The 24,222-nt window shown below is 57.4% G+C and carries 19 protein-coding genes; 12 read left to right on the top strand and 7 right to left on the bottom strand.

What is annotated here, in order from left to right; translation table 11 throughout:
• Positions 1-99: 99 nt before the first annotated feature.
• The 6 genes from CVS29_RS01635 (at position 100) to CVS29_RS01660 (ending at position 7,796) form a co-directional block, all read left to right on the top strand.
• Entirely contained in the window at positions 100-1,587 is a 1,488-nt protein-coding gene (locus CVS29_RS01635) for a tyrosine-protein kinase domain-containing protein (RefSeq protein WP_110104915.1), read from the top strand.
• Positions 1,588-1,744: 157 nt separating this feature from the next.
• Complete coding sequence (locus CVS29_RS01640) at positions 1,745-3,142, top strand: sugar transferase (RefSeq protein WP_110104584.1); 1,398 nt, start codon at positions 1,745-1,747, stop codon at positions 3,140-3,142.
• 73 nt (positions 3,143-3,215) lie between these two features.
• Positions 3,216-4,529 (top strand): UDP-glucose dehydrogenase family protein, encoded by a 1,314-nt coding sequence (locus CVS29_RS01645; protein ID WP_110104585.1) that lies wholly within the window; start codon positions 3,216-3,218, stop codon positions 4,527-4,529.
• Between the two features lie 128 nt (positions 4,530-4,657).
• Positions 4,658-6,436 carry a DUF4012 domain-containing protein gene (locus CVS29_RS01650; protein ID WP_245932002.1) on the top strand — a complete coding sequence of 593 codons (1,779 nt, stop codon included), beginning with the start codon at positions 4,658-4,660 and terminating at the stop codon, positions 6,434-6,436.
• 173 nt (positions 6,437-6,609) lie between these two features.
• Positions 6,610-7,236 (top strand): LPXTG cell wall anchor domain-containing protein, encoded by a 627-nt coding sequence (locus CVS29_RS01655; protein ID WP_110104586.1) that lies wholly within the window; start codon positions 6,610-6,612, stop codon positions 7,234-7,236.
• Between the two features lie 101 nt (positions 7,237-7,337).
• Positions 7,338-7,796, top strand: a complete 459-nt coding sequence (locus CVS29_RS01660; RefSeq protein WP_110104587.1) for a VanZ family protein — start codon at positions 7,338-7,340, stop codon at positions 7,794-7,796.
• A gap of 47 nt (positions 7,797-7,843) precedes the next feature.
• Here the strand turns inward: CVS29_RS01660 and sufU are convergent, their stop codons facing one another.
• From sufU to CVS29_RS01675, 3 genes are all read right to left on the bottom strand, one after another.
• Positions 7,844-8,305 (bottom strand): Fe-S cluster assembly sulfur transfer protein SufU, encoded by a 462-nt coding sequence (sufU, locus tag CVS29_RS01665; protein WP_110104588.1) that lies wholly within the window; start codon positions 8,303-8,305, stop codon positions 7,844-7,846.
• Complete coding sequence (locus CVS29_RS01670) at positions 8,302-9,621, bottom strand: cysteine desulfurase (RefSeq protein ID WP_110104589.1); 1,320 nt, start codon at positions 9,619-9,621, stop codon at positions 8,302-8,304. The genes sufU and CVS29_RS01670 overlap by 4 nt, the downstream gene beginning before the upstream one ends.
• Before the next feature lie 126 nt (positions 9,622-9,747).
• Entirely contained in the window at positions 9,748-10,719 is a 972-nt protein-coding gene (locus CVS29_RS01675; protein WP_110104590.1) for an acyltransferase family protein, read from the bottom strand.
• Between the two features lie 197 nt (positions 10,720-10,916).
• On the opposite strand from CVS29_RS01675, the gene CVS29_RS01680 reads away from it, so the two are divergent.
• Together CVS29_RS01680 and CVS29_RS01685 are read left to right on the top strand one after the other, a co-directional pair.
• Positions 10,917-12,230 carry a UDP-glucose dehydrogenase family protein gene (locus tag CVS29_RS01680; RefSeq protein WP_110104591.1) on the top strand — a complete coding sequence of 438 codons (1,314 nt, stop codon included), beginning with the start codon at positions 10,917-10,919 and terminating at the stop codon, positions 12,228-12,230.
• Between the two features lie 345 nt (positions 12,231-12,575).
• Positions 12,576-14,285, top strand: coding sequence for a right-handed parallel beta-helix repeat-containing protein (locus CVS29_RS01685; RefSeq protein WP_110104592.1), 1,710 nt, complete (start codon positions 12,576-12,578; stop codon positions 14,283-14,285).
• A 91-nt stretch (positions 14,286-14,376) separates the two neighbouring features.
• Here CVS29_RS01685 and CVS29_RS01690 read toward each other — a convergent pair whose 3' ends face one another.
• Positions 14,377-15,318 carry a glycosyltransferase family 2 protein gene (locus CVS29_RS01690; protein ID WP_245932003.1) on the bottom strand — a complete coding sequence of 314 codons (942 nt, stop codon included), beginning with the start codon at positions 15,316-15,318 and terminating at the stop codon, positions 14,377-14,379.
• 434 nt (positions 15,319-15,752) lie between these two features.
• On the opposite strand from CVS29_RS01690, the gene CVS29_RS18320 reads away from it, so the two are divergent.
• The 4 genes from CVS29_RS18320 to CVS29_RS01710 are packed head-to-tail and all read left to right on the top strand — an operon-like array spanning position 15,753 to position 20,924.
• Positions 15,753-17,078 (top strand): hypothetical protein, encoded by a 1,326-nt coding sequence (locus CVS29_RS18320; protein ID WP_170120862.1) that lies wholly within the window; start codon positions 15,753-15,755, stop codon positions 17,076-17,078.
• A complete protein-coding gene (locus CVS29_RS01700) occupies positions 17,063-18,520 on the top strand; it encodes a tyrosine-protein kinase domain-containing protein (RefSeq protein ID WP_170120863.1) in 1,458 nt (485 codons plus the stop codon). The genes CVS29_RS18320 and CVS29_RS01700 overlap by 16 nt, the downstream gene beginning before the upstream one ends.
• Before the next feature lie 2 nt (positions 18,521-18,522).
• On the top strand, positions 18,523-19,419 hold the full coding sequence (locus CVS29_RS01705; protein WP_110104595.1) for an O-fucosyltransferase family protein: 897 nt from the start codon (positions 18,523-18,525) through the stop codon (positions 19,417-19,419).
• 5 nt (positions 19,420-19,424) lie between these two features.
• The gene (locus CVS29_RS01710) at positions 19,425-20,924 is read left to right on the top strand and encodes a lipopolysaccharide biosynthesis protein (protein WP_170120864.1); all 1,500 of its coding nucleotides are present in this window, start codon (positions 19,425-19,427) and stop codon (positions 20,922-20,924) included.
• 14 nt (positions 20,925-20,938) lie between these two features.
• Here the strand turns inward: CVS29_RS01710 and CVS29_RS01715 are convergent, their stop codons facing one another.
• The 3 genes from CVS29_RS01715 to CVS29_RS01725 are packed head-to-tail and all read right to left on the bottom strand — an operon-like array spanning position 20,939 to position 24,158.
• Positions 20,939-22,243: a Coenzyme F420 hydrogenase/dehydrogenase, beta subunit C-terminal domain gene (locus CVS29_RS01715; protein ID WP_110104597.1), complete on the bottom strand. Its 1,305-nt coding sequence runs from the start codon at positions 22,241-22,243 to the stop codon at positions 20,939-20,941.
• Complete coding sequence (locus tag CVS29_RS01720; protein ID WP_110104598.1) at positions 22,240-23,403, bottom strand: polysaccharide pyruvyl transferase family protein; 1,164 nt, start codon at positions 23,401-23,403, stop codon at positions 22,240-22,242. Before CVS29_RS01720 ends, CVS29_RS01715 begins: the two co-directional genes overlap by 4 nt.
• On the bottom strand, positions 23,400-24,158 hold the full coding sequence (locus CVS29_RS01725) for a CDP-alcohol phosphatidyltransferase family protein (RefSeq protein WP_110104599.1): 759 nt from the start codon (positions 24,156-24,158) through the stop codon (positions 23,400-23,402). Before CVS29_RS01725 ends, CVS29_RS01720 begins: the two co-directional genes overlap by 4 nt.
• Positions 24,159-24,222: the final 64 nt, after the last annotated feature.

The raw sequence follows: 24,222 nt of genomic DNA on the forward strand, positions 1-24,222 counted from the left end.
TGAGAAGTACTGGATCTCCGCTATGATCGATATGCCGAGGCAAAAGCTCGGCAACAACAGCTGTTAAGCATCTGATACAACCAAATGGGGACACCGAACTTGGAATTACGCGACTACATTCGCATGCTTCGCCGCAACTGGATTAGTGTCATTGCACTAGGACTAGTTGGACTTCTAGCCGGCGGGACTTTTTCCGTATTGAGCAAGCCGGTGTATACAGCTGAGACGCAACTCTTCGTGGCAACTCAAAACTCTGGATCTGTTCAGGATCTGCAGACTGGCAATATGTTCGTTCAGGCGAGAGTTTCGTCCTATGTCGCGACTGCGAAGACTCCCACTGTCCTGCAACCCGTTATCGACTCTCTGGGCCTCGAAATTTCCCCAAAGCAGCTGGCAAAATCCATTAAAACAACGTCAGACGTTAAAACCGTTCTCATAACTATTTCCGTAGATGACAGATCGCCGGTTCAAGCCGCAGCAGTAGCCCATGCCATTGCCAGTAGTTTGATCACGACGGTCGACAACTTGGAAAAGCCAACGGACGGTGGTTCTTCACCTGTGAAGCTTTCAGTGGTAACGCCTGCTACTGCGCCCTCGGCACCTTCATCGCCCAATCTGCCGGTCAACATCGTATTAGGGCTATTTTTGGGATTAGCACTAGGAATAGTAGCAGCGCTACTTCGAACTAGTCTGGACACACGGATTCGAGGGGAAGCGGACCTGATCCGTATTACCGACGTGCCGGTGCTTGGCGGCATAGCCTTCGACCACGACGCCATTCAGAATCCGTTGCTTTCCGAAGAAAATAGCCACAGTCATCGTTCGGAGTCATTCAGGCATCTACGTACGAACCTTCAGTTCGCTCAAGTCAACATCAGCAGCAATACTCTCCTCGTGACGTCCTCACTCCCTGGAGAAGGTAAGAGCACCACAGCAACCAACCTTGCTCTGGCTATGGCCGAGGCTGGAAAGTCCGTTGTACTGGTCGATGCCGACCTGCGCCGACCCATGGTTGCCAAGTATCTGGGACTTGAGGGCGCTGCCGGTCTAACCACTGCATTGGTGGGAGAAGCCCATCTCAACGATCTTCTCCAACCATGGGGTGAACATAAACTTCAGGTACTGACGTCTGGACAAGTCCCTCCAAATCCCAGTGAATTACTAGGGTCGGAAAACATGTCATCATTGATCCAGAGTTTGGAGTCAGATTTTGATGCAGTGGTCATAGATGCTCCTCCCCTGCTACCTGTTACCGATGCAGCCGTGCTGGCACAAAGAGTCGGAGGCGTTATAATGGTTGTAGGTTGCCATACGGTAAAATCTACCGAGGTTGAAAAGGCACTCAACACTCTTAAACTCGTAGATGCTGACGTCTTAGGGATAGTACTTAATCGCGTTCCAATCAAGGGTCCCGACGCATACGCATACAGCTATTATGGATATAGCTCAAGGTCAGAAAGTGAAACAGGGCCTCTAGTTATCTCGGAAAATCGAATCAGGACAGCCGATAGTGTCGAGCTTCACGATGAAGATGAATTCGATAGAATACTGCGTGGTCCTATAAGCAGGGCTTCCAGACGAGGCTGAATTACCTCAGATTAGGTTCACAAGCAGGAGAGTTTTGCTTCTGAATAGTGGTGTATTGTTGTTCGATTTATGAAGTAATCTGTTATATGTACGCGTTTATTTGGGGAAACAATTGAATTCAAAGAACTGGCGAACACGCTACGCTCGTCGCATCAGTATGGTCGATGCTGTGGTTGTAACTTGGTCAATCGTGGGAGCTCATCTTCTCCGTTTTGGCCTTCACCCCGCTACCTCAGATTCAATTGCAGGCGCCCCCGTAGCCACATATACTCTGGTTACAATTTTGCTCCCTCCATTCTGGTGGTTGATGCTTGGAGCATGGGGCAGTAGGGAACCCCGAATGCTCGGTGCTGGTGCTGAGGAATACAAGCGGGTTCTCGCAGCCACTCTGTGGCTATTCGGGACAATCGCGATAGTTGCCTACGCCTTACAAATCGATCTAGCACGAAGCTACGTCGGCTCAGCTTTCCCTTTGGGCGCAGTTGGTCTAATCGCTGGACGGTGGGTACTACGGCAGCATCTACGCCTGGAGCGCAGCCGAGGAGGAAGCGTATCGCGACTACTGCTAGTAGGGGGCCCGTCAGCGATCGGACATCTGGTCAGCGCATTGCAACGAGCTCCAAACGCAGGATATTCGCCAATAGCGGGCTACTTGGCTTCCAATGATACTCATGCAATAGCTGACGCACCTGATCTGCCTCTCTTTCATGGAAACGGCACAGCGGAAGAGATCCGAAATGTAGTCAGCGCAAGCGGTGCGGATGCTGTTGCCATCACCACCGGAGTTCGACTCACGCCCCAAACCATGCGTCAACTCGGATGGGACTTGGCGGCAGCCAATATCGGTTTGATCTTGGCACCGGCTCTCACCGACATAGCTGGCCCACGCATACACACTCAGCCTGTGGCAGGCCTACCCTTGATCCATGTTTCCACTCCAAAACTCACCGGTGGTAAGCGAGTCGCCAAGCGTTCATTTGATGTGCTTGGTTCGGCACTCTTGATTTTGATCCTCTCTCCTGTTTTGGCGGTTATTGCTCTGACAATCAAGCTGTCAAGCCCCGGGCCTGTGTTGTATTTCCAAGAACGTGTGGGATTGCGAGGTTCAACCTTCAAAATGACCAAGTTCAGGTCGATGGTGCCCGGTGCCGACCACCAACTCGATAAACTACTGGTGGCTCAAGGCTCAGCGGGTACGCCACTTTTCAAAGTGGAAAACGACCCTCGCATTACACCCATCGGAGGGATCTTGCGAAAATATTCCCTGGATGAGCTACCACAGCTGTTCAATGTATTTTTTGGCAGCATGAGCTTGGTGGGGCCGCGACCGCAACGGGACGGTGAAGTTGCCCTCTACGACCACGCGGCGCACCGCAGGCTATATGTCCAGCCCGGTATGAGCGGACTTTGGCAGGTAAGCGGTCGTTCTAATCTGACTTGGGACGAAAGCATCAAACTAGACCTTTATTACGTTGAGAATTGGTCAATGGCCGCAGATCTCCTAATTCTTTTCAAGACCTTCAAAGCAGTCTTTTTCAGTACCGGTGCCGTTTGATCTGGCTCCCTACATGCTTCGATTTCCGCACTTAGTAGTAATTATCACAATCAAAACATTTAAGGCTTCCTCAATGAAAATCTCAGTAATTGGGTGCGGGTACCTAGGTGCCGTACATGCAGCATGCATGGCCAAATTGGGCCATGAAGTAGTCGGCATCGACGTAGACCCACACAAGGTTGCCGAGCTTTCCGCAGCCCGAGCTCCATTCTTCGAGCCCGGATTGGAAGAGCTCCTGAGCGAAGTTCAAGCGACTGGCCGCCTGACGTTCACCACAGACATGGCTGCAGCCGCTGGCAGTGAAGTTCATTTCATCTGCGTGGGCACACCACAGAAAAAGGGTGAAAAGGCTGCGGACCTTAGTTACGTAGATGCTGCCACCAACGCTTTGGCTCCGTATGTGGGGGCGGGCGAACTTGTGGTGGGCAAGTCAACAGTGCCCGTTGGAACTGCCGAGCGTTTGGCTGAACTCATCCAGGAACACCAGCCCGAGGCACACTTGGCGTGGAACCCTGAGTTCTTGCGCGAAGGCCACGCGGTCAAAGACACCCTGACGCCTGACAGGTTTGTCTACGGAGTTCCTGGTGCGGCAGAAGACCACCCTGCAGTTGAGCTGTTGGATGAGGTCTACGCCACTCCGTTATCCAGCGGAACACCGCGACTTGTGGCTGATTACGCAACAGCAGAACTGGTTAAATCCGCGGCTAATTCATTCCTGGCCACCAAGATTTCCTTCATCAACGCCATGTCTGAAGTGTGTGACGCTGCTGGTGCAGACGTGACGCTTCTGGCAGATGCCATTGGCATGGATGACCGAATTGGCAGGAAGTTCCTCAACGCAGGCATCGGCTTTGGTGGCGGCTGCCTGCCCAAAGATATCCGCTCCTTTATGGCCCGTGCCGGTGAGCTGGGTGCAGACCAAGCCCTGACTTTCCTGCGCGAAGTGGATGACATCAACATGCGCCGCCGTACACGGATGGTGGAACTGACACGGGAAATCTGTAATGGCACTCTTCTAGGGCAGCGCATCACAGTTCTAGGCGCTGCATTCAAACCCAACAGTGACGATGTCCGGGACTCCCCCGCCCTGAGCATTGCCGCACAGCTACAGCTCCAAGGCGCAGTGGTCACCGTCACCGATCCGCAATCACTCAGCAATGCTGCCCGCCGATTCCCAGAGCTGAACTACGAACCCGATTTAACTGCCGCTCTCCTAAACGCGGACGCCGTTCTCTTGTTGACCGAATGGCAGCAATACCTCGAGTTGGACCCCCATACGGTGATCAGCCAGGTCCGTTCACCCCGCATCCTGGACGGACGTAATGTTCTGGAGCCCAGCAAGTGGCGTGCGGCTGGGTGGACCTACCGCGGAATGGGACGCCCTTAACAATGGCGGATACAACAGGGAACAAAGCACCAATCGAAGAATCCGCTGTGGGCGGCCAGCGTCTGCGCAGAAGCACGCAGCCATCAGCTCTCCGGCGCAAGCGCCGAACAATATTTCTTCGGTGGGGTGTGAGTGCCCTTGCCTTGCTGGTGGTGTTGGGAGGCGCCACAGCATGGTTGGGCTTCCGTGCCATGGAAATCAAGGACAACCTTGAGGCCACAAACCAACTGTTGCCGGTCCTCAAAAAGGACCTGCTGGCCAATGACGTTTCCAGTGCAAGCGCCACCGTAAACTCTCTGGCGGAGCATACAGCAGCTGCAAAGAAGGCTGGCACGGATCCACTCTGGAAGCTGGCCAGCGGGTTGCCTTGGATAGGTCCCAACCTGGCGGCAGCCTCGGAAGTGAGCACCACAGCGAATGATGTGGTGACCCTTGCCGCGAAACCATTGGTGGGCGCGTTTCAGTCCTTGGATTGGAAAGCCCTCACCCCGGTTGACGGAGCTGTGCAGCTTGCCCCCCTTCAAAAAGCAGCCCCCAGCGTAGTTTCTGCCGCCAATTCAGTGGAGCTCTCCTACCACCGGCTTGCCGGTATTGATCAGAAGCCTCTGCTTGCTCAAATCTCAGAACCCTTGAATAGCGCGAAGGACCAGCTGGATGAGTTGCGCGGGCTGCTATCCACTGCTGCTGACGCTGCTGAACTAGTGCCTGCAATGATGGGCGTTGATGGTCCACGAGATTATTTGCTGCTGATTCAAAACAATGCTGAAGTCCGTGCCAGCGGCGGCATCCCCGGCGCACTTGCCGTGCTCCATGCTGAGAATGGGAAAATTACTCTCACTAACCAGGACTCGGCCAGCGCCATGGGAGCAATCAGCCCCGCCATCAAGGTGGATCCGGTGCAGGAAACCATCTTTTCCACCCGCATGGGCAACTACATGCAGGATGTCAACATGACACCTGACTTCCCTACTGCGGCTTCCACGGCCAGATCCATCTGGCTGCAGCGCCACCCGGGGCAAGTCATTGACGGCGTCATCTCCATTGACCCCGTGGCGCTTTCCTTGGTACTGAAGGCGACAGGTCCCATCACGGTGAACCCTGCCCTTCCCGAGGGCGCCAGCATGGGCGAACTGCCTACCAGGTTGACCAGCGCCAATCTTGTTCCGGTGTTGCTTTCTCAGGTGTATGCCGAAATTCAAGAACCAGTACTCCAAGACGCTTACTTTGCAGAAGTTGCGAAGAAAGTCTTTGATACTGTGGCCTCCGGCAGAACTCCCGGGGATAAACTCGTTGATTCCTTAGCTACCGGTGTCAGTGATAACCGGATCCTGTTGTGGTCTTCGCGCGGAAATGAACAAGCCATTCTCAGCGATACAAAAATCAGTGGCTCCATCTCGGGTCCCAGTGTGCCTGCTGCTGGCTTTGGTGTTTATTTCAATGACGGCACCGGCGCCAAGATGGATTATTACGTTAAACGTACGGTGCAGCTCATCCAGCGTTGCCATGCAGGCGGTTATGCCCAGTACACGGCCAAAATCTCCCTGACCAACACGGCGCCAGCCAACGCTGCCGAATCCCTTCCCGCCTACGTGAGCGGAAACGCAGTATTCGGCGTGCCCATAGGCAATGTGGCTACCAACGTTATTGCCTACGGGCCCTCACAAGCACGTGCGGAGAAGGCCAGGATAGATGGCAAGGACGTTGGCATAGCTTCCTACACCCATGCTGAACGTCCAGTGGGTATTGTGCACGTGCAGCTGAAACCTGGCCAAACCCAGACCGTGGAAATTGATTTTTCCAAAGTGGTCCAGAACGGTCAGGCAGAACTTCGCGTGACGCCTACTATTCAGGATACTAAGGACGTCATTTTGCCCGAACAGAAGGCCACTGGATGTACGGGAAACTAATGGCGTATGAACGCGAAAAGCGCATACTAACCTATCGATAAAACCGCACTAGCCAAAGGGTGAGACTTCATCCACTCGGTTGGTAAAGTCACACTCAAACTGATAATCTGACACTAAATCGGGGTCTCACCGGGGGAACCGCCGATACCTAATATGAATCTGGGGAACATACCTTGAAGAAAACTCTCATCAGCCTTGCCCTTGCGGGCGTCCTGACACTTTCCGTAGGAAGCGTTGCCGCTCAGGCCGCACCTTCCGACTCTTACCCGGCTGGCCCTCCGTCATCCAACGTTTCCACCGGAACCGTTGTTCCCGGTGAAGCTGTCATCTTTGCCGGCTCAGGCTTCAAGCCCGGTGAAATCATTGACATCACCGTTGTCCAGAGCAGCCCTGTAGCTGGCGGCGCTCTTGGTTCAATGGGTGGCGGCGTTTCAGCCTCCGTACCCATGATCATCAAGCCTGCTGCTCCGGCACCCACCACCGCAACGGCTGATGCCAACGGCGGCTTCTCCACGGCCATCACCTTGGACCAGACGGGCACCTACACCCTGACCGCCACAGGCCGCGAATCAGGCGTTACTGTAAGCCAGGTTGTTAAGGTAGTTGCTGACAATGGCGCAGGCGCCGGCGGCAATGGCTCAGGAAATGACGCAGCTGGCAACAACGATGGCGGCTTGGCCTCCACGGGTATTGATTCCAGCGTTCTGATCTGGTCACTGGTTGGCGTAGGCGCCTTGGGCGCTGGCGTTGGCACCGTGGTGGTTTCTCGCCGCCGCAACCGCGAATCCGCTAACGCATAAAGAACCACTGAGCTGCCGGGGTAACCCGCTAGCACTAAGGAAGGCCCGGAACCATTGGTTCCGGGCCTTCCTACATTTATGGGTTCGCCTAGACTGATCACGTGAACACCTGGCGCCGTAAAGTGGCTATCATCCTTGTTGTGGGCTACTTTGTGGCATTGGCGGCCATAGTGTTCTGGCCTACGCCCGTTGACCGGCCCGTGGGTGGAGAGCTGCTCAATTTCCTGCGCTGGCTACGGTCCTTGAGTATCCCCCAATGGATTGCCAGCTACACCACCATCGAGTTCACCGCGAACGTCATCATGTTCATCCCGTTCGGGATCATTGTGGCAGTGCGGCTGCGTCCATACCTGTGGTGGCTGGCATTGCCCGCCGGTGCGCTGCTTTCGGCGATCATAGAACTCAGCCAAAACTACTTCTTGCCCGAACGCTTCGGGGACCCTCGCGATGTAGTTGCCAACGCCTCCGGTGCGTTGCTCGGGGCGCTGTGCGTTGCCCTGTTCCGGATATCCAGGCCAGCGCAGCCACTAGTCCCGCCCGCCTCAGAGCTACCCACCTAAGCCCCTGAGCCCGGCAAGACGCCCCGCCGGCGCCTAGGCTATCGGCCTTACAGGGTCTGGCTCAGGGCGTCCTCGGCAGCAACCCAGGCCAGCATGGCGCACTTGACCCGTGCCGGGAATTTTGAGACACCGGAAAGCGCCGCAGCATCACCGAGGATCTCCTCATCAGCCACCAATTTCCCGCGTGAACGCATAACCTCGCGGAAACTCTCAATCAACGCAGCCACTTCCCCGCGGTCAAGCCCCACCACCATGTCACTGAGAATAGAAGCCGACGCCATTGAAATGGAGCAACCGTCCCCCGCCCAATGAATGCCTGAGACCTTTGAATCAGCCGTCTCTATCCGCAAGGTGATCTCATCCCCGCAGACAGGGTTGAGCTGGTGGCACTGACCCACATTGGCGGGCAGGTGCTGCCCATCAAGCTGATCGTTGCGCAGATCCCCGCCCCGCCGGGTCTTGGACTCTTCCAAAATGATCTGCTGGTACAGCGAATCCAACGCGCTCATACTGCTGCTCCTTCCACGCCAAAGTAGCTACGGACCCCAGCCACAGCGGCTAAGAATGCGTCCACTTCGCCGGTGGTGTTATACAAATAAGTGCTCGCCCTGGTGGAGGAGTTCAATCCTAAGCGGCGGTGCAGCGGCTGGGCGCAATGGTGACCCACGCGGACGGCGATGCCGGCAGCGTCAAGGAACTGCCCGACGTCGTGCGCGTGTACCCCTGCCACCTCAAAGGAGGCCAAGCCAGCTCTGGGAACGCCCGAGGGAGGACCTAGTACCCGGATCCCTTCAATACCTTCCAGCCCCTTCACCAGGCGCTGGCCAAGTTCCGCTTCCCAGGCATGGATACGCTCCATCCCGGTCTCGCTCAGGTAGTTGCAGGCGGCAGCAAGCGCGGCAGCCTGGGAAATGGGCTGGGTGCCCGCTTCAAAACGCTGCGGGGCCGGCAGATAAGCGGCCTCCTCCATGGTGACAGTGGTGATCATGGAGCCACCGGTCAAAAACGGCGGCATGGAATCGAGCAGTTCGGCGCGGCCGTACAGACCGCCAATGCCTGTGGGGCCGAGCATCTTGTGACCGGAAAACACGGCAAAATCAACGTTCAGGGCCTTGACGTCAAGGGGCAGGTGAGGTGCCGATTGGCACGCGTCCAAGACCACCAGGGCGCCCACGGCATGTGCCATGGCCGTCAGTTCCGCAACCGGGTTGATGACACCGGTGACGTTGGAGACGTGGGTGAAGGCAAGAACCTTGGTGCGTTCTGTAATGAGTGTTGCGGCGGCGCTCATGTCCAAGGTGCCGTCGTCGTGAATGGGGATGAAACGCAAAGTAGCCCCGGTGCGCCGGCACAGTTCCTGCCAGGGAATGAGGTTGGCGTGGTGCTCCATCTCGGTGACCAGGATTTCATCTCCGGCAGCGAGGGCGAACTTTTTGGCAGCCTCGGAAACGGCGCCAACACTAGCGTTGCCGAAGGAGTAGGCGATGAGGTTCAGGCCCGCCGTAGCGTTCTGTGTCCACACCAGCTCATTGTCTGCGGCGCCAATGAAGGCGGCCACCGTGCTGCGGGCGTCTTCGAAGACGTCAGTGGCCTCCACCGCCAGGGTGTGGGCGCCGCGGTGCACTGCAGAATTGCGCTGCTCGTAGTACTCCTGCTCGGCTTCCATCACGCTGAGCGGGTTCTGCGAGGTGGCCCCGGAGTCCAGGTAGACAAGCGGCTTTCCATTGACTTGTGTCTCAAGGATGGGGAAGTCATTACGGATGCGCAGCACCTCTGTATCGTTGAGCGGGCCGTCGTGAGGATGGCTGGCAGATTTCAAGATCAAGACGGGCTACTCCCTATTGTCTACAACACCGGCCGGTTTGGGCTGGCACGGACATGACGCAAATACGTCACATTCAACATCCCTAATTATCGCATTGATTGCTCTGGGTGGCACCTCAGGGGTGACTTACCTGCTGCGGCTGGTTACGAGCCTTGCAGGATCAGGTGCTTGGAACAGCCACCTCACGGGAATGACTTGACGCCACTTGGACAACAGCGTGCAAATAACCAGCGAGAGGATCAGTCCCGGAATAGCAATCAGCCACACGTTGCCTAGTCCCATGGCCTCCACCAAATAGAGCACGCACAAAATGATGGGGAAGTGGGCAACATAGTAGATCAGGGAGTTCCTGCCTACGAAGGCAACGGGACGCACCCACCACGCCGCGGAGTACTTCTCAGTGAGGGTTATTGCTGCCACAATCCCCATCAGGCTAAAGAGAGCAAACTCCCCGCGATACGCCAGCTCAGTGCCTCTGGCGGCTGAGACAATCCCAAAGAGTGCAGCAACAGCACCGCAATATCCCGCAATAGGCCACTGCGTGAGTTTTGCGAGAATATTCCGGTGTTGCATGGCCAAGTGTCCAGCGAAGAAGAATCCCGCAAAGTAAAGCAGTTTCTTGGCCAGCCCGTCCTCCAACGGGATAGAAGTCACTATCAGCGCAATGGGTGGCAGCCACGCGGGCAGTTTCGTTACTAGGGGCGCCACCATGTAGTAGCAGGTGATGTAAAAAAGGAACCACAAGTATCCTGTGGCAATCCATGCGCGGGGGCTTGATAATTCAAGACCGTGGCCATAGAGCACCATGTGCAGTCCGGCCCAGAGTAGGTACGGCCAGAGGAGCGCTTTGAACTTCCCCACGTAATATATCTTCAGCCCTTTGCCCATGGAGCGGGTCAGCAACAGCCCTGAAAGAAACATGAGCGTTGGCATTCTCAAGGGGAGAAAGAAGTTATTTACGGCTTCGAGCCACAGTGGCATCTCATAGCCAAAGAGTGCCGGAATGGCTGGTGCATGCCAGATAAGTACGAGAAGAATGGCTAAACCCCGCAGAGTATCCATCCATTGGAGCCGTGTACCTGCCTGCGGAACACTCATCAAGTCCCCTCCCCTGGTGTGACCCACCGTGCATATCCGAAGCCTAGTGCAGCACCTCTTCCTTAGCGAGCACTTCCTAGCTCTGCTGCTTGGCTCTGCTGCCGCCCACTTCTTTCCACCACTTAGCCGCGCACCATGGCCTACACTGGCCCTGACATCAGAGGGCAGTATTCCTTTGCAAGGCTAAAGGGGTTTCCATGCAAATTTCAGTCATTGGTTGTGGCTATCTTGGCGCGGTTCATGCAGCCTGCATGGCTGATCTGGGCCACACAGTGGTGGGGGTGGATGTTGACGTTACTAAAGTTGATGCCCTCAATGCCGGAATTGCCCCGTTTTTTGAACCAGGCATGCCGGAAATGCTCGCTGACGCACTGGCCTCAGGCAGGCTGACTTTCACTACGGACATAGCCGCCGTGAAGGATTGCAAGGTTCACTTCCTCACTGTTGGTACTCCCCAGCGCAAAAACGAGAAGGCCGCTGACCTCACATTTGTCAACGGTGCCATCGAAGCTTTGCTCCCTCATCTGCTCCCGGAAGCCATTGTGGTGGGAAAATCCACGGTTCCGGTTGGCACGGCGGCACGCCTAAGTGATCAGATCCAGGAAAGCTGCCCCGACGCTATTCTGATTTGGAACCCAGAGTTCCTCCGGGAGGGCTTTGCCGTCTCAGATACCCTCTCCCCCAACCGCTTGGTGTACGGCATCCGGCCGGGCCACGATGAGGCCACCTTGGTCTTGGATGAAATTTACGCATCAGCGCTGCACGCCGGAGTGCCCCGTATCATCACTGACTTCGCCACAGCGGAACTGGTCAAGGTTGCCGCCAACGCTTTTTTGGCCACAAAAATCTCCTTCATTAACGCTATGGCCGAAGTGTGCGAGGTTTCCGGGGCTGATGTTGTCCAGTTGGCTGATGCTATGGGCCACGATCCCAGAATTGGCAGGAAGTTCCTCAATGCAGGCCTGGGCTTTGGCGGCGGCTGCCTACCCAAGGACATCAGAGCGTTCATGGCCCGGGCCGGTGAGTTGGGCGCTGACCAAGCCTTGACGTTTCTGCGGGAGGTTGACTCCATTAATATGCGCCGCCGCTCCCGCACCGTCGACCTGGCCCGGGAGGTCTGCGGTGGCAGCCTGCTGGGGAAAAAAATTGCCGTCTTGGGGCTCGCCTTCAAACCCAATTCCGACGACGTGCGCGACTCCCCCGCACTGAGCGTGGCTGCCCAATTGCAACTTCAGGGCGCCTCCGTGGTGGCCACCGATCCCAAAGCCGTGACCAACTCCGCCAAACGTTTCCCTGACCTTGTACTCACGGAGTCCCTAGAAGAAGCCGTCCGGGGTGCCGATGCCATCATGGTCCTCACCGAATGGCAAGAGTACGTTTCCATGGATCCTTATGAACTGGCCAGCCTGGTTGCCACGCGGACCATTGTGGATGGACGCAATTGCTTGGATCCGGAAAAGTGGCGCTCGGCAGGCTGGACATACCGCGCCTTGGGACGTCCTCAGCTATAGCGCCGAAAGTCAGTCCTGCAGCGCAGCTACAAGTGCGCGACCCACAGGTCCATAAACCACCTCAGCTGCGCTAGATGTGAGTGTGATGGATAACAAATACGTCTCTGTGTGAACAATCACAAAACCTCGCCTGACATGTGACTTGAACCACTTTGATTCGTCACAAAATGACCCAAAGATGCCTGCAACAGGGGGATGCCTCAATACAAACCCCTACTTGGTACAAATGGCACACAATGACGCTTATACCCGAAAGTTACGGCCAACAACACCCATTAACTTGGGTGATTAATAACAATAAGGTTACGATCATTACCGTTGCCTTCCCCCCAGCTAAGGATTTTCATGCACAGCCCTGTTCCAAACCGCCGATTTACCGCGCGCAAATTCACTGCCGCAGCTGCCACAGCAGCTGTTGCAGCCGCCGCGCTACTTGGCGGAAGTGCCACCGCAATGGCGGCCACCTCCACAGTGACCGCCACAGATTCCTTCAACAGGAGCGTATCTAGTGGTTGGGGCGCAGCCGATTCCGGTGGCACCTGGACGGCTACTGCTGGAACCACACTGGTCAACGGCAGCAGCGGAAATCTTGTCATCAAAAACGGTCAGGGATTCTCCAACTCACTCTCCGGCTTCAGCTCCCGCACCAGTGATACGCAAATTGCATTCTCACTGAACAAGCTGCCCGTGGCCGGTGACATGTACATGTACATCACCCCCCGCCAGGCCGGCAAAAACGAATACCGCCTCAAGGTCAAGGTCAGCCCCAACGGCGCCGTGCGTTTTGACGCAGTGCGTATTGTCAACGGCGCTGAAACACTACTGCAGAGCGCAGCAGGCGGCTTCACGGCAAAAGCCAGCGGCACCATCAACGTCAAGGTTTCCCTGAAAGGTCTGGACAAGACCACCCTGAGTGCCGTTGTCTGGCCCTCAGGTTCACCGCTGCCCGCCAACCAGCTCACCGTCACTGACTCCACCGCAGCACTTCAGACCACAGGCACCGTAGCCTTGGGCGGGTACCTCAGCGGCAGCGCCACAAACGCGCCCATCACCGTTCGCTATGACAACCTGAAGGTTTCAGGCAGCACCGAAAACAACACAGCCCTGCCAGGGACTCCCAGCCTCGATCAGGGGCGCGATTCCTTGGTACCGGGTGCGTACAAGCCCAGCGAAAGCACTACCGGAGTGCTCTCCGGTACGGCACTGAAGCCGTACAACACCAGCGGAGCCCCCCTGATCATCACCCAGGACGGAACCGTTCTGGACGGTATGGAGATCTGGGGTGACATCAAGGTCCGCGCCGCAAACGTCACCATCAAGAACAGCCGTCTGCACGGCGGAGTGGAAATCCCCAAGTCCAACACCGGTGTGGTGGATGCCAATGACGCCAAGGTCAAGAACCTTGTGGTGCAGGATTCAACCATCATCCCGCAGAGCCCTTCCTACTACCGTGATGGCATTGTTGGCCACGACTACACGGCGCTCCGCAACCACATCAAGGGCACCAATGACGGTCTCGGCATCTTCAACCGTCCCACCGGCCCGGCGGCAGCCAATGTCACCGCCAAGGGAAACTACATCCATGCCTTGACGTACTGGAGTAAAGACCCCGCCCACAAGGACGGCACCCACAATGACGGTATTCAGCTCCAGGGTGGAGAGAACATTCTAATCTCCGGCAACAACATTGTTGGTGATGTGGTTCCTGGAAAGGGCAGCGCCGCCCCGGTACGAGGCCTCTACACCACCACGGCAATGTTGCTGCAACAGCATGTCACCAAGCTCAAGAATGTTGTTGTTGAACAGAACTACGTTGATGGCGGCTTCACCAGCATCACCATCGATCACAGCGCCAACAAACAAAGCCACATTGACATCACTGTGCGCAACAACTACTTGGGCCACAACCAGTACGCCTGGGACGGTGCTAAGTACCCCATCCGCGTTGTGGACCGCGCTGCCAGCACGGTGACCGGGCTTTCCACCAACAAGTGGGCGGACACCAAAACCCCCTTGACCGAGGGCACCAACAAGGGCATTTACTTCAACAAGTAACGTTGCCTGGGCCAGCAATGGCACCACCTAAACGGTTCCGGACGTGTTTATTTCACGACCGGGGCCGTTTTGGCGTTATGCACCCCGGCCTCTACTGACGCGGGTGGCGGCGGTACTCACTGTAGACGTACCCGAAAGCCCCTGAGAGCATGCCCAACCCTCTGGCGACGGTCCGCATCCCCTTGGCCCGGTGGCTGATGCGCCTCACTGCAACTCCTGCAATGTAGCGCCCGCCTCCGCCTACCAGCCGTACTCCGCCGAGCCCGGCCAGCCGCACCCGGGCGGAGATTCGCTGGAGTGGGCCCGGGGCAAGTTCAAGGCAAACCCGTGCCCAGGAATTACCACTGCGCAACGCCCTTCTGAGCACCCAATCAGTGGTGAGCCGCCCTTCCGGCACCCTGTCAATCACTACTGCTTCATCGCACCACACCATTTTTGCCCCATGCTTCACCAGCTGCCGGGTAAACAAAGTATCTGATCCGCCACTGAGCCCAAACCGCTCATCAAACTCCAGGCCCAATTTGCGGATGGTGGCTAGATCCAACAGCAGATTGTTGGTGGCGGCCACGCTCAGCCTGGTACCGGAGGCCATTCGCCTGCGAGTAAAAAATTCTCCCGCCTTGATCCACTCTGAGGGTTCGTGTGCGTATTCAGATAGCACCGGCCCAGCAACAGCAGTGGCTCCTGTGCTCCGCTGCACCTCCAGCAGCTGGTTGAGCCAGTTCTCCACCGGAACCTCGTCATCATCAATAAAGACCAATAGGTCTGCACCGGAGGATTCCATCAATGCCCGGTTGCGGGCGGCCGAGATTCCTGGCTTGGTTTCATTGACATAACGTAACTTGGCCGTTGCCAGATCTTGGACGCTTTTGCGGGCGCTGCCGTGGGGATCGTTATCAACCACCAGCACGGTGGCTTCCATGGTGGCTGAATCAGCCTGCTGCAACAGCCTAGGCAAGGCAAGTTGCAGATCCTCAGGGCGCTGATACGTCAAGACGGCAATCACCACTGAAGGGTTGGCTGGTGCCTCCACTCGCTTCTCCTCATCTTGCCGGGGCCACTGTAGATCATTCCCTCGGATGGAACGTGCATCACGGTTTGTTACAGCTCTATCATGCAGGGAAGTCTGCGGGCAATGCCCCTTCTCTGGTGATGAAATTGCCACAACAGCACCAACTGCTTCATCTGAGCGTAAACCCCAAAGTGGTGTGCTAGGCTCGCCGTATTCTGGCTCAATCCGGTAAACGCAGCGTATGGAGGGACCGCAATGATCACTGCTCTCAGGGCTTTGTGCGCCAAGCTCCTCCGTGATGAAATGTTGGCATCCAGCGCTGCCCTGTCAGTACCCGCAGCCTTCACGGTAGCTAGGTGATGCCGGTTGCGGCGGTCTACATGCCCGTCATCAAGGTTCACTGAGCCCTTTCCGTCTCTCCAACAACTCACCGGGCAACGTGCGGGGTCAACCCCATGACCGAATCCCTTATTCGCACGCCGCTTCTTCTGGGAACTGCCCTCGCAGCGCTCTTGATCCTCGTGTTCTTTTTCAGGCGGTCTCCAAAATCCATGATGACGGTATGGGCCGCCACACTTTTTTGCGTGCCCATTTGGCTGGGCGCACAGGTGGGTGTTTTCTATTCAGCCATAACCGTTGTCACCCTGTTGGTCATTGCGTCATCGTCAGTGCATGGATTCCGATTTTCCGTAGTCGATTTTCTTGTTGGTTCCTTCGCCACCTTGGTGATTCTGGGGTGGGCTTTGGGTTGGGTTCAGTGGGGCCACCTGGTGATTGTCTGCTGGGGGTGGATGATCCCTTACATGGGAGGGCGGCTCATGCCCTCCCGCGTTAACCCCCAATGGATTTACAGCTGCATTGCAACGGGGGCATTGGCAGCGTCTTGTTTGGCCATTGCCGAGTTCCTGAGCGGGAAGAATCTGTTCGTGTTAATCAAACTGAACAACAATCTCTACCAGGCCTGGCACACCTTGCGCTATCGAGGGGGCGAGCTCAGGGTAGAAGGAGCCTTTGGGCAATCCATTGCCCTTAGCGCCAGCCTGGCGATGTGTTCGGTATTCATACTTGTGGTGTGCTGGCCACAGTGGTTGAAGCTGCTCTCATTGCTTATCCTTGCCACGGCGGTAGGGCTCACCTTTAGCCGAATTGGGATGATAGTTCTGCTCTTGACCCTTGTCATCGGTTTACTCACCTTGCACCGAGAAATGCTGCCGGCGTTTCGCTGGAAAGTGGCCGGCTTTTTGGCTGCTGGTTCCCTTGTTGGCCTTCCGCTGCTGGCTGAAGTATTTTCCGCCGCCGGTAGCGAAGCCACGGGAAGTGCCGCTTACAGGGGGGAAATATTTTCCCTCTTCGATACAGCTTCCTTCCTGGGTTTGGCGAAGAGTTGGACAGCAAGTGCGGATGGAAAGATCTACTACGGTACTTTCCAATCAATTGACAGCGAGTTGGTCCTGACGGCCCTGCGGTTTGGACTCATCCCAGTGTTCTTGCTCATTGGCGCAATAATTTGCTGTGTTCTCACGGTGATGTTTAAGCGGGCCACCCCGGCAGCGGTGGCAGTGACCGGCATGATCCCAGCCTTCGCTACCGTTGCATTGATCACTCAGTACGCAACGCTGGCATGGTTTCTGGCGGGCTTGGCGGTGGCAACATATCCCCGTGCAGTTACAACTCTGGGCGCCGGAGCCCTCGCACTGACCACGCACACCCGCCCAAGCACCGCCACCACCACCGCCCCCCTGAAGGTTTTTGGAGAGGAAGCACTATGGCTTCGATCATGACAGCAGGCACGGCGCGTTCAGCACGCATTATGCCCACCCTAGCCAAACGTTGGTATGTGGTGCTGGTGGCCGTTGCAGTGGCTGCGTTAGCCGCGTTTGCGCTGTCATTTACGGTGACACCTGTCTACACCTCCAGCACAACGCTGTTCTTTTCATTGCGTAGCGCTGGTTCAGCCACTGATATCAATCAAGGCTCCGCGTACACGCAAAACCAGATGCTCTCCTTTGCCCAGCTAGCGTCCTCATCCTTAGTTTTGGATCAGGTCCTGAAGGATCTTGGCCCGGCAGCCACTAAAGAGAACATTCGTCGCAGCATGAGTGTTTCGGCCCCCCAAAACACGGCTATTCTCGATATTTCAGTGGGGACCACTAACCGGGAGCTCTCGGCTAAGACAGCCAACAGCATAGCCAAGTACTTGACGGCTGCGGTGACCAAGGTTTCTCCCGATGAAAGCACCAAGCAGGGCGGAATTGTTGTCAATGTTATTGAACCTGCCGTCCCAGCACAGTTCCAGTCATCGCCCGACAAGCGAAAAAATGCCTTGTTGGGCGGCATGTTTGGTGGAGCTCTTTCTATTCTTGCCATTGCTCTGACGGTGATGCTGGATACCAGAGTCCGTTCCACCGCTGTTCTCAAGAGCATGAGCGACCGCCCACTGCTGGGCACAGTAGAGCAGAACCGGGCCAGTAATGACTCCCGGCCTGTGGCCTTGCGGGCACCAAACGGTTCCGCCACGGAAAGATTCCGCCAGATCAAAGTGGGGTTGAGATTTGCGGCGGCAAGCCATCAGATGAAAGCCATCGCCATCACTTCTGCCATCCCCTCAGAAGGCAAAACGCTCACGGGCCTGAACTTGGCAATCATCATGGCCGAAAACAAGGACCGGGTCCTGCTCATTGACGCGGATCTGCGCCGGCCAAGCGTGGCAGGATCTCTGGGATTTGAAGGCGCCGTGGGGCTGACAACGGTATTGGTTGGAGACGTGAGCTTCGATGACGCGGTCCAGCATTTGGGATCAACGTCTCTTGATGTCCTCGCCGCTGGTGCCATCCCGCCCAACCCAGCCGAACTGTTGGGCTCTGAACCCATGCGCCTCCTGCTCGAAGAAGCCAAAGCGAAGTATGACGTTGTCTTAGTGGACACCGCGCCGGTGCTGGCTGTTGCCGATGTGGCCGTCATTGCACAGTTGGTGGATTCGATTGTCTGGGTGGTGGATTCGCGAAAACTGCATCAGGCCCAACTTGACCAGGCGTCAGAGGCCCTCGACGCCACGGGTGCACACGTGGCGGGAATTATCCTCAACCGTGTCAAACCGCTGCGGCTACACGATGTCTATTACACGGAGGGGAAGGGCGAGCCAGCTCACCTCGAGAAGACCCGTGTCCCGCACAGTGTTGTCTCTGACAGCAGCCGGGCTCACATTTCACAGGGAACAGACTAGCCATGTCTGCACTGGCCAATGATGTGTTGGGTTTGCTGAGCAATCCCGCGCTCATTGCCGTCACTGACAAGCACCATGGCTTGGGAAACCGGATCAGGGCCGTGCTGGGTGCCCGGATCCTTGCCCGTGCTGAAGGGCGTGCTTTTGCTTATACGTGGCCCGTGGGAAAGATGTTTGGTGCCGCGTTCAGCGAGCTCTGGGATTTTCAGGAACCCTTGGTGAGTACGGCAATATCACGCCTAGTTTCCCCGTGCTTTCCCTATAAAGACAACAAGCTGCTCTGGCTCAATGCCGCGGCCAGGGCCCAGCGTGTATGGCAAATACGTACTGCTCACGCACTGCTACTGCCGCCTGACTGCACGCCGTGGGAGCAGGAGCTGCGAGCGCTGAGCCCCGCCGAAGCTGTGCGTTCAAGCATCCAGTCCGCCTTCGCGGATGGCCCCAGCGGTGTTCCGTTCATTGGGGTCATGATCCGCACCAATAGCAACGCTCATCAGGAAACACTCAAGCATTCGCCCTTGGAGTGGTACCTGCACCGCATGCGGGAGATCCGGCAATGGTGGCCGGCAGTTCCTTTCTACGTTTCCGCTGACACTCCCGAGGCCTTCGCCGAGGTACAAAAGCATTTTCCTCACACTCACGGCAATGCCAACAAGGGGCCTTACAACAGTAAGCAGGCGCTTTCCTCCTCCGTTGTTGATGTGTACATGCTGGCAGCGGCCACTCATGTGCTGGGCCCCCACTATTCTTCTTTTCCGGAATTGGCGCAGCGCCTTGCCGGTCCGGAACTGCGGTTGGAAACCTCCCAAACCCCTACAGCCACCAGGCTTACGGACCGTACCGGGCTGTCCTCCCCGGCTGATCCGCTACTGCCGTACGTGCGCAGCCGGTTGGGGTGAGGGCTGTGGAACCACGAGTTGAGGAGAGCGGCTTAGGAGAAGGTCTGGGCCAAGGACTGGGCCGCCGGGCCGTTCACGGTGCAGCCGTCACCGTGGTGGGTCAAGGAGCCAAGGTCCTGCTCCAAACCTTGTCAGTTATCATTTTGGCCCGGTTGCTGAGCCCCAGCGATTACGGCTTGTTCGCCATGGTCATGGCCGTAGCGGGAGTTGCGGAGATCTTCCGGGACTTTGGCCTCTCACAGGCAGCTGTCCAAGCCAAAACGCTGTCCCGGGAACAGCGTGATCAATTGTTCTGGATCAACACAGCAATTGGTGTTGTTCTTGCCCTGAGCGTCTACTTCGGGGCGTGGCTCATAGCCGCCTTCTTCAGACACGATGAACTGGTTCCCTTGATCCAGGCGCTCTCACTGGTGTTCTTGGTCAATGGTGCTGCCACTCAATTCCGGGCAAGCCTGACGCGCTCTCTGCGCTTTACGGCCTTGGCTGTGATTGATTTCCTCTCAACCGTGGTTGGGCTGGCGGCTGCTATTGCCTTTGCTCTTTCCGGGTTCGGTGTTTGGTCTCTTGTCCTTCAAGTGCTGATCTCCTCACTGGTTGTTTTACTAGCCTCAGTGATCTGTTCCCGCTGGCTTCCCGGACGGCCCAGGCGTGGCACCCAGATAGGTGGTTTCCTGCGTTTTGGCTGGCACATGGTGGCAACCCAGGTTGTTACGTATGTGGGAAATAACGCCGACACCGTGACAATTGGGTTGGTGTTTGGTGCTGCCCCGCTAGGTAACTACAACCGGCCCTATCAACTGGTCATGAACATTGCCAACCAGTTGCGCAGTCCTATCTCCAATGTGGCCATTCCTGTCTTGTCCAGGTTGCAGGATGCCGGCGCTAAGTACTGGGAGTTTGCACGGGTGGGCCAACTTGCCCTGGGCTACACACTAGTGGCTGGCCTTGCCGTTGCCACGGGGGCGGCCGTCCCTATCACTGACATCCTTTTGGGGCATGAGTGGGTGGCCTCAGCACCCATTTTGAGCATGCTCTCTGCCGCCGCCATCTTCCAGACGCTGGCCTACTTTGGCTACTGGATCTACGTGTCCAAAGGCATCACTAAAGCCCTGTTCAAGTTCAATTTGGTGGGCGTTGGGGTCAAGGTGGTATTTCTGGTGGTGGGTGCTTTTTGGGGCGTCAACGGTGTTGCGGCCGGCTACCTGATTTCCACGTTCTTGAAGTGGCCGCTCTCGCTGTATTGGATTGCCCGCTCAGTGGAGCAGGTGCCCATCAGAATGTTCGTGACGGGGTTCTTGCGCATGTCAGCCCTGGCCGGGCTAGGGGCCGCAAGCGCCTTCCTGGCAACTGTATTACTGGCCAACCAAGGCAGGTGGGCCCAAGTGCTGGTGGCGATGGCCGCAGCCGTACTTGTTTATGCCCTGGGACTTTTTGTCCCGGCGGTGAGGCGGGACGTGGCGGATCTGCTCTCCGCAGCTAGTAGATTGCGCAAGAAGCAGTTGTAAGCGCGCGCCTAGCGCTACTTTTTCCGGTCCAGACCCCGGCGCCGCCGGAAGGTTCCGCGCGCTGTCCGGAGGGATTCCCTGAGCCGGGGCAGGGCCAGACGCCACAGGGAAAAACCAGAAAATCGTGGCACTGATCCGCCGGCAGCAAGGGTGCCAGCCAGCCTGGCTAAAAGTGTTTCGCGGCGTTTTCGTTGCAGTGGCTGGACGGCCACCAGTTCAGCCACGTCCATTGACTTGAGAGTGAGCACACCGGCAGCGGCTGCGGCCAGCACAAGGCTCCTGCCCCGTTCCGTGCGCGCGATCAGGGCACTAATACCGGCCCGGTCGGTAAACAGGGGGTACCCGGTGGCGTCGGTGCGCCAAAAGTCTGCGGCTGTGATGTCTGCACTCTCCCCCACCCCATCAGGACAAATCTTGCACCGCCATTGCGTGGTTGGCCCGAGGTACTTACCCCACGATTCGTCATAGCTAGCGCTCCGCACTGTGCCATCGGTGCCGGTGATGGAAAAGTCTCCCGGCCACCCCTGCCCGCGGTAACGCAGTTCACTAACCCCGGCTCCTTCTGCCACCCCCAAATCAGCGGCTAGACGGTCCGTGGCATTTTGACTGGGAGTGCCGGCACAGAAGAACGACAATAGGAGAGCGCCCTCGCCAGCAGCCGCCTCTCCCCCATCTTCTGCGCTGGCGCGTTCGCCACGGGGACCCAGGGCACGGATGGCAGAGACCTCACACGGCTTACCCACGAAGGCTGTGCCAGCGTCCCGAGCACCGGGTACCGAGGCATTTGCCACCGGGGCGTAGCGGGAACCGGCAGCTTTGAGGGCTTGCTCCTTACTGATTATTTGTACCGGCACGGTCCTTCGCGCATTGTTCGGATCAGAGGCTGCGCCAATGACCGTTGCGGCCTGCCCGGTCTCCAAAAGCCACGCGGAAAGTGCGCTGAGTGTGCCGCCGCTGCTGCCAGCATGGCGCACTGCTGGATCATTTGCCCACGCTTCCCAAGCCTGGACTACAGGACCGAGCTGGGCATGGCGGAGTGATCCGGGCGGCCGTTGAGCTACAACCCGGACGCCGGGGCACGCCGCAGCGAATTCGCGTTCCACATCCCTCCCCGGTCTCCCGGCAGCACCTATTGGGGTACCTGCGCGAGCCTCTGGTGGGTAAACGTCCGGACTCTTACGGACGGGCCGGAGATAGCCTTCCGCGTTCAATTCCATGGTGAGCCCTGGATCAAGTTGCACGCAGCCCCCACAACCGGAGCAATTATCTGCCTCAACTACACGTTTGATGGCGGCGTCTAGCCGTTCGTGTGGGCTCATGAAAGGGACCGCAGTGCTTGCTCGGCCCGGAGCAGCAGGCGCTGCGCATTTTCGGATAGGGCCGCAAGATCGCCGGCCATGGCGTCTGCGCCAAGTTGGTGGAGGACTGCTGCCACAGGATCCGTGGACGTGTCCCGCAAGTCAACGGTGTGCTGCCAGCCCAGATCCCGCAGCAGCGGTTCAAACTTCCGGGAGTAGGCCAAGGGAATGGCGGGGGTACCAACCGAGAGGGCGTTGAGGCAAGCGTGCATCCGAGATCCAATGACAACGTTGCCTGATGCCACTGCGGCACGGACCTCATCAAGATCCTTAGGGATAAGCACCTCGGCCTGGCTTTGCGCACTGTTCATGAACTCCCTGATGGCCGGAACGTCATTATCTTTACTGGTGGGCTGTTGTGTGCCCACCCCTGGGTAAGGGTCCAGGACGTGGGCCAGAAGTGTCAGCTGCCTCCCTTGTGCGAGCAGCCCATCATGCAGGCGGGTCACAATATCCCGGTAAGAGCGGAAATCAACGTGGGGGTTGGGATTCCATAGCAATCCGGAAATGTTCAGGATCACGTCCCGGCTTTTCTCTACCTGGGGGACTTCCATGGCAAAGACAACGTCCGTGCTTTGCACATCCACGGCCCGGCCCAGCCTGGCGGAGGCGTCAGCGCTTTCGGCGTCCCGGACCATGAGCACTTTGGCACTAGAGAGGGAGCCTCTAGCGAGGAGTCTGCCGCGTTTGGAGTTGAAGGGCCCCACGGTCTGCGGGCCTAGCACCAAGGGAATTCCTGCTCGGCGCACACACGCTGCCACAGCCGTCATGATGGAGTGCCGCTTCAAACCGTAAATATCAGCGAAGCTGTCTCCTGACCGGGTATCAATAACCAGATCAAAGCCAGAGAGCCACTTCTGCATGCCGCGGCGCCCGGTGACCTGCTCACGCACCAGTGAACGTAGCCGGCCCATGGGCAGGTGCGGGGAACCGTGCCCGTAGTTCACGAAGGTGATGGCGGCGTCTGGCCACACGCGCCGCACTAGCGCTGCGGTTCCTCGGCCCAGTGCCCGGACTCCCAGGTTCGGTGAACTATCGTCTGCCCAGAGGACCAGCACCTGCAAGGGCCCTGGAGCTTGAGGTTGCAGCGCGGCTGGCCCCGCCCCGGTGCCGTTCATCATGCCAGGGCCTTCATATCAGCGAACCATTTCGGCAAGGCCAGGATCAGGTAGCCCAAGTTTGCGGCGAAGATCAGGGTGTAGATGACGAAGAAATACTGGGGCCAGCCAAGTAAGAGGAAAATCAGGCATAGGACGCCGTAGTCCGTGGGGAGCCCCACCAGGGAGCGAAGGGGCGTGCTGGCTTTCGGTTCGGTGAGGTTCTCGGGGCCAGGATGCCTGGCTTTGAGCTGATCGTTGAGGATGCTGGCAAAGAAGGAGACAGCTGAAACCATACTGAAACCCAGAGGTACCAGCAGCCAACCTTGCGGGCTCAGATTGAAATGCAAGAATGCGCTCAGCAATACAGCCAAATGCAGGGTTGAGCACTTGATGCAATCAAGAACGTGGTCAAGCCACTCCCCCGCCGGTGAACCGCCGCCGCGGAGCCGGGCCACCTGACCATCGGCAGAATCAAAGGCGTAGCCGATGACCAGCAGGGCTGTGACAAGGACTCCCAGCCACACTGTTGGTGGCAGCACCGCTAACAAGATGATGGCACTGAAGGTAAAGAACGCACTGATCAAGCTGACGGTGTTAGGCGCCAGCCCCAGCAGGAAAGCCGCTGCGGCCACACGCCTGCCAAGAGGCCGGTTGACATAGATGGAATAGGCTGGCGCACCGCGTCCCCGTTTTTTCTGGGCCGTTTCAAGCTGGGCCATGGTGGCACGAAAACGGCCCCGGTGCGACTGTGCATCCTCGGCCACGGATTCACTCATCTCATGCTCGTTTCAGCGATCATTAGCAATGCCCCCAGAATGAATACTGCCCGCCCCTGTAATG

It is taken from the genome of Arthrobacter psychrochitiniphilus, from assembly GCF_003185915.1.
Taxonomy (GTDB): domain Bacteria; phylum Actinomycetota; class Actinomycetes; order Actinomycetales; family Micrococcaceae; genus Specibacter; species Specibacter psychrochitiniphilus.